This is a genomic window from Mycobacterium sp. IDUB_19 (assembly GCF_055419445.1).
Genome location: NZ_JBVAXR010000082.1, coordinates 1 through 6,177, shown reverse-complemented (window position 1 = coordinate 6,177; position 6,177 = coordinate 1). Strand labels below are relative to the sequence as shown.

Annotated in this window: 5 protein-coding genes and 1 pseudogene; 3 read left to right on the top strand and 3 right to left on the bottom strand. The window is 62.5% G+C overall.

Translation table 11 applies throughout. From position 1 onward, the window contains the following. Positions 1 to 204, bottom strand: a pseudogene (locus tag ACZY0B_RS26595) (hypothetical protein); the annotation flags it as partial. Between the two features lie 354 nt (positions 205 to 558). On the opposite strand from ACZY0B_RS26595, the gene ACZY0B_RS26590 reads away from it, so the two are divergent. After that, positions 559 to 717, top strand: a complete 159-nt coding sequence (locus tag ACZY0B_RS26590) for a hypothetical protein (protein WP_463767227.1) — start codon at positions 559 to 561, stop codon at positions 715 to 717. A gap of 83 nt (positions 718 to 800) precedes the next feature. Here ACZY0B_RS26590 and ACZY0B_RS26585 read toward each other — a convergent pair whose 3' ends face one another. Continuing rightward, positions 801 to 1,607 (bottom strand): lysophospholipid acyltransferase family protein, encoded by an 807-nt coding sequence (locus ACZY0B_RS26585; RefSeq protein ID WP_463767226.1) that lies wholly within the window; start codon positions 1,605 to 1,607, stop codon positions 801 to 803. Positions 1,608 to 2,012: 405 nt separating this feature from the next. Between ACZY0B_RS26585 and ACZY0B_RS26580 the strand changes: the two genes are divergently transcribed. Both ACZY0B_RS26580 and ACZY0B_RS26575 read left to right on the top strand, forming a co-directional pair. Continuing rightward, positions 2,013 to 3,401 carry a WS/DGAT/MGAT family O-acyltransferase gene (locus ACZY0B_RS26580; RefSeq protein ID WP_463767225.1) on the top strand — a complete coding sequence of 463 codons (1,389 nt, stop codon included), beginning with the start codon at positions 2,013 to 2,015 and terminating at the stop codon, positions 3,399 to 3,401. A 247-nt stretch (positions 3,402 to 3,648) separates the two neighbouring features. After that, positions 3,649 to 4,548, top strand: a complete 900-nt coding sequence (locus tag ACZY0B_RS26575; protein ID WP_463767224.1) for a universal stress protein — start codon at positions 3,649 to 3,651, stop codon at positions 4,546 to 4,548. A gap of 329 nt (positions 4,549 to 4,877) precedes the next feature. Here the strand turns inward: ACZY0B_RS26575 and ACZY0B_RS26570 are convergent, their stop codons facing one another. Further along, positions 4,878 to 6,041, bottom strand: a complete 1,164-nt coding sequence (locus ACZY0B_RS26570; RefSeq protein WP_463767223.1) for an aldose epimerase family protein — start codon at positions 6,039 to 6,041, stop codon at positions 4,878 to 4,880. Positions 6,042 to 6,177 lie beyond the last annotated feature (136 nt).

The window sequence follows — 6,177 nt, the reverse complement described above, 5'->3', positions numbered from 1 at the left end:
GTGGTCGCGGTGGTAGGAGTGGTCGCGGTGGTAGGAGTGGTCGCGGTGGTAGGAGTGGTCGCGGTGGTAGGAGTGGTCGCGGTGGTAGGAGTGGTTGCGGTGGTAGGAGTGGTTGCGGTGGTAGGACTCGTCGGAGTCGTAGGACTCGTCGGGCTCGTAGGAGTCGCGGGCGTGGAACTCGCAAGGCCTGGGCCTTCGCCACACCAGTCCGCCACATCTTTCGGGTACTGCTCTAGCGGTAGAGGACAACGCTGCCCCGGCGGGAAATTGGCGCCGGCGTTGAGCAGATCGCAGGGCACGTAGACCTGCTTGCCTTTGGGGGTGTTCGTCAGACACTTCGTCAGCGGATCGGCATGGCCCTGGGCAGGGACGATGCTCGCCACCGCCAAAGCGGCGAGCACCCCGATAGCAAGGCGATAGATCATGAGCACTCCTTTATCCAGAGCCCCTGTCAGGATTGAACTCTGCTGAAAGATAGTCAGACACAGCCGACGAAAAAGAAAACTGGCCAGAACCCTAAGGCTCTGACCAGCATCTTCTCAGTGGAGCTGCCGGGAATTGAACCCGCTACGCAACGGCGCTGCCTGGCAGACCGAGACGTTGCGCTACCTCGAGGAGCGCGAGCTGCAACGCATCCTGGCGCTGCGTGAGATGACTCGGCGGTATGCGGAGCACGCGCGCACCGGTGCCCCAGTCCACGAATGGCCAGTGCTGTGACCGCCGTGTGTATCAGGACCGCGAGGTCTGATACACAGGCCGTCATCGCGCAGGCCCGACGATCGATGTTGCGCCGGTCGTGATCAGCCCAGCACCGGGAACCGGCGCTGGCGGCCCAGTCGGTCGAGAGCGCGCTGCATTACGGAGCGAACATGGGCGTCGACCTGGTCGACGTCGGCGTCCTCGCCGAATTGGGCGCGGATGTCGATCGGCTCCAGCACCTGAGTGACGATTTTCGAGGGCAACGGCATGTTGGCTGGGAAGAACATGGTCAGACCGAACGGGAAACCGAAGGCAAGCGGCAGTATCTCCGCTCGTATGCGCTTGAGCCCCAAGCGCTTCGCCAGCCGGTTGCCGCGGGTCAAGAACAGCTGGGTTTCCTGGCCCCCGATCGACACCGCAGGCACGATCGGTACGCCGGCCTCAATCGCGGCCCTGACGTATCCGGTGCGGCCGTCGAAGTCGATAACGTTCTGGGACAGCGTCGGCCGAAACGCGTCATAGTCCCCGCCCGGGAACACCAGGACAACCGCGCCCGAATGCAGTGCCTTCGCGGCGTTTTCCCGGCTGGCATGGATGACGCCCAGACGGCCCAAGTATGCGACGAAAGGTGTTATGAACACGCCGTAGTGGGCGAGGGTGTAAAGAGGGCGGTCATAGCCGAACTTCCCGTACAAGGCCGGGGCGAAGACGAGCACGTCAGGCGTCAGTACACCGCCGGAATGGTTACACACCACCAACGCACCGCCCGCAGGGGGAAAGGAATCCAAACCCCGGACCTCCGACCGGAACCATCGCTTGATGAGCGGCGCGACCACGTTCATTGCCATCTCGGTGAAGAGCGGATCGAACTTAGCCATCTCTGGATGATCAAACTCCTTGCTGCTCATGCCATTCTCCTATCCGGACGGCTTCCGGGATCACGACGGAAGACAATGCCGTTAGCTCTAGGCGCCAGGTTCCGCCCCACCGTCATCCCCCGGTAGGGCCGTTTGACCCAGGTGTGCGCGCCTAAGTGCCCATCAGCGGTCCCCGGATTTGGGAGGATCGGCCCGATCGACAGGGCAGGAACACCAGGCGGACGATTCCCGCGCATCTTCACTGAATCACCACGACCGCAAAGCTTTCCGGCGACCTCACGGCCTGGAACGGCCACATTACGATGGTCGTTTGAGCTACTGGACTGTCGGTGCCCATACATGGCGGACTGGTACTTGCAGCGAGATCGGATGTTGATGGAAAGAAAAGCAGGCCAGAAACTAGGTTCTATCTCCGTGGAGCTCTACCCTGTCGGCATGAGGCGGCTGTCCAGCGTGGATGCTGCGTTCTGGTTCGCCGAGACGCATGCCTGGCACATGCACGGCGCCGGGCTGACGATCTGCGACCCGTCCGACGCGCCAGGTTTCTGCTTCCGTGGGGTCAAAGACCTTGTCGCTTCTCGCCTTCCGGAGATGCCGGAGCTGAGCTATCGAGTGGCGGGGGCGCCGCTGGGACTCGACCGGCCATGGTTCGTCGAGGACCGCAAGCTCGACATCGACTATCACATCCGGCGGGTCGCGGTGCCCGAGCCCGGAGGACGTCGGGAACTCGAGGATCTGGTCGGCCGCCTCATGTCCTACCCACTCGACCGGGACCGGCCACTCTGGGAGATGTGGTTCATCGAGAGTCTGGCGGATGGTCGCGTCGCGATCCTGACGAAGATGCATCACGCTCTCGTCGACGGTGTGTCGGGTACCAGTCTGAGCGAGATCATGCTCGACATCAGCCCGGAACCGCGTCCGCCCGCCGTCGAGGGCGGCCCACCATCGACGCGTGGGCTGCCCCCGTTCGAACTGAGGGCGCTGGGCGGTGTGTTCAACGTCGCGGTCAGGACGCCATACCGGCTCATGCGAATGGCTCAGCAAACGCTGTCTCAACAGTTTGCCCTGCGCAGGCTGGCCAACAAACCGCCTCGATTTTTCGACGCACCCACAACGCGCTTCAACGCCGAAATCTCCACGCAGCGGCGAATCAGCAGCAGCAGGGTGCCACTGGATCGGGTGAAAACCGTCAAGCGCGCCTTCGGCGTCAAGCTCAACGACGTGGTGCTCGCGATCGTTTCCGGTGCGATACGCAGTTATCTGCTGGACCGGGGTGAGCTGCCCGATCGGCCGCTGGTCGCCCAGATTCCGATCTCAACCCATGGCGACAGTAGAGAAATCGGTAACCAGATCAGCTCGATGACCGTCAGCCTCGCCACCGACCATGCCGACCCCGCCGAGCGCATGAAAACCATTTACGACAACTCCCAAGGCGCCAAGGAGATGGCCAAAGCGCTTAGCGCACACCAGATCATGGGTCTGACCGAGACCACGCCGCCGGGGTTGCTGGCACTCGCCGCCAAGGCCTACACGGCCAGCCACATCGGTGGTCACGTCGCTCCCATCAACTTGGTGATCTCCAACGTGCCCGGGCCCGACTTCCCCATTTACGTGGCCGGTTCGGTCGTAGAGCAGCTCGTACCGCTCGGACCGGTCATGCTGGAGGTGGCATTGAACATCACGTGTTTGAGCTACAACGGGTTCGTGGATTTCGGCTTCGTCACCACGCCGGAGATCGCCAGTGACATCGACGAACTGGCGGACGCGATTGAGCCCGCGCTGAAGGAACTGGAGAAAGCTGCCGGTCTCGTTTCGGCGTCCTGACCGACAGGATCGGCCTACATGGATGTCGGGCCGGGTATGGGCCTTCCTGAGATCGCCGCAGGGCCGGGTTCCGACTTCCAATCCAAACGGAAGTCACGGCTGACCGATGTAGGCGTGGGCCAGAAGGCGTTAGTCCAGCTTCATCGGGGCCTTTGGTCCTTCGGCTGGCATCTCTTCAGCCCTAACAATCACGGCCGCCCTGAGTGATCCTGCCGGTGGGTACACAGCCGATGAGAAGCGAACTGAAATGTTGCAACCACCACGTCGCGCGATCCTGGTAGGCGTTGACGGCTCAGCAGCGGCACTGGCTGCCGTACGGTGGGCGGCCCATGATGCCGCGCTGCGGAATGCGCCGCTGACCCTGGTCCATGTCGTCAACACCCCCGTACCGGGGTGGTCCCAGGTCCCCGCGCCTGCCGGCTTCAGGCAATGGCAGGAGACGCGGGCACGCGAATTCATCAAGTCGGCGATCAAGGTCGCCGAAGAGGGCACTGGTGAGCGTGGTCCGGTTCAAATCGATAGCAAGGTGTTTTATTCGGCCACCGTCCCGACGCTCGTCGGCCTTTCCAAAGAGGCGGAGATGGTCGTGGTGGGCTATCGGGGGCATGGCGGCGTGTTGGTCCGCAACTTCCTTGGCTCGGTGAGTTCGGGATTGGTCTACCACGCGCATTGCCCAGTCGCCGTCATCCACGACGAGGAACCGCTGGGCGCCAATGTTGCACGGGCGCCGGTGCTGGTGGGCATCGACGGCTCGCCGGCGTCGGAAGCAGCAACTGCGATCGCATTCGAGGAAGCGTCCCGACGAGGTGTCCGTTTAATGGCCCTGCACGCCTGGACTGATCTGCGGGTTTCCGACTTCAAAGAGTGGTTCCCGAACCTTAATTGGGACGCTCAGCTAGCCGCCGAGGAGGAGACGCTTGCTGAGCGGCTGGCGGGTTGGCACGACAGCTATCCCGACGTGGCGATCCGTCGCAAAATCGAAATTGGTGAGCCGGCGCGTCCGCTGCTCGAGGCGTCCGAATGGGCGCAACTGATTGTGGTCGGCAGCCACGGCCGCGGCGGGTTCGCTGGCATGTTGCTGGGCTCGGTCGGGGCGGCGGTGGTCAACAGGGCCAGGATCCCTGTGATCGTGGCGCGTCAGTCGTGACGGCGCCCGTTGTGGGTTGGCGTAACCAGCAAATGTCGATGAAATGTTGACGGGAAAAGAAAACTGGCCAGAGCTTGTGACTCTGACCAGCATCTTCTCAGTGGAGCTGCCGGGAATCGAACCCGCCTCAAAAATCGTGCTGACCCGCAGGAATGCGGAATTTCGGTACATGAAACCACGCGAAAGTACGCGAAATGACCTGCGCGTACGCCCAACGCGTTGATGGCATCAACAATGGTCACCTTCGCATTGGTGGGCAGCGAGTCTCCGGGTGGCAGAGGCGGGATCGGGTGAGGCCCGACCGCAGCTATGGGCGCCCGCACCGGCGCTCATTCCGTGCCGAAGGCAAAAACCGTTGTCGAATCGTAGGTCTGGCCCGGGTTGAGCGTGGTAGTCGGGAAGTTCGGGTGATTCGGCGAATCCGGGTAGTGCTGGGTCTCCATCGTGAATCCCGCGCCCTGCCGGTAGATATGTCCGCTGGTGCCCTTGAACGCCCCGTCGATGAAGTTAGACGTATAGAACTGCACACCGGGCTCGGTTGTAGAGACAGTCAGGGTGCGCCCCGTCTGCGGATCCTCGACCCTGGCCGCCTCCACCAGCCCAGTGTTGTTGCCGCGGTTGATCACCCAGTTGTGGTCGTAACCGTGGGCCAACAACAGCTGCGGGTCATTCGCGGTGATATGCGCGCCGATCGCGGTCGGTGAGGTGAAATCGAACGGTGTGCCCTGCACCCGGGCGATCTGGCCGGTAGGGATCTGCTTGGGGTCGGTTGGCGTGTAGTTGTCGGCATGGATGGTGACCCTCTGGCCGTAGATATCGAGCGTGTCCTCACCTGCCAGGTTGAAGTAGCTGTGATTGGTCAGGCTGATCAGGGTCGGCGCATCGGTGGTCGCGTAGTAGTTGATGCGCAGTTCGTTCTTCTGGTTCAGGGTGTAGGTGACGGTGGTCGTCAGTGTTCCGGGGTAGCCCATTTCGCCCGCGGGACTGACATATTGGAGCTTCAAGCCCACGCTGTCGCTTTCGGTCTGCTGACCAGCCTGCCACACCTTCGTATCGAAGCCCGCGGTGCCGCCATGCAGGCTGTTGCCGTTATTGTTGATCGGCAACTGATACTCGTTGCCGTTCAACGAGAAAGCTCCCTTGGCGATCCGGTTGCCATAGCGGCCGATGATCGCGCCGAAATAGGTCTTGGCGGATCCGGTGTTGTTGAGGTAACCGGCCAGGGTCGGAAAGCCCAGCACCACATTGCCGACATCCCCGGTGCGATCGGGGACCTCTATCGACTGAATGATGCCGCCGTAGGTCAGGATTCGCACGCGCATGCCGTGCCCGTTGGTGAGCGTGTAGCGGGTCACCGGGGTCCCATCCACCTGACCGAACGGCTCGCTGGCGATCGAGGGCGGCGCTGCGGGTGTGGTGGTCGTGTTGCTACATGCCGCCAAGCCCGCGATACCGCCGATGGTGATCAGCAGAAGCAATCGTTTGCCGTCCACGGCGCTCCTCGCACTCGTACCTAACCCACCCGTGCGCCAAAATTACTGCTCATGACGAGGTAAGGATCGCCCATTCGGAGCACCGGGTCGAAGCAATCGATCCAGTCAAACGAAAGGGCCGCATCTCTGCGGCCCT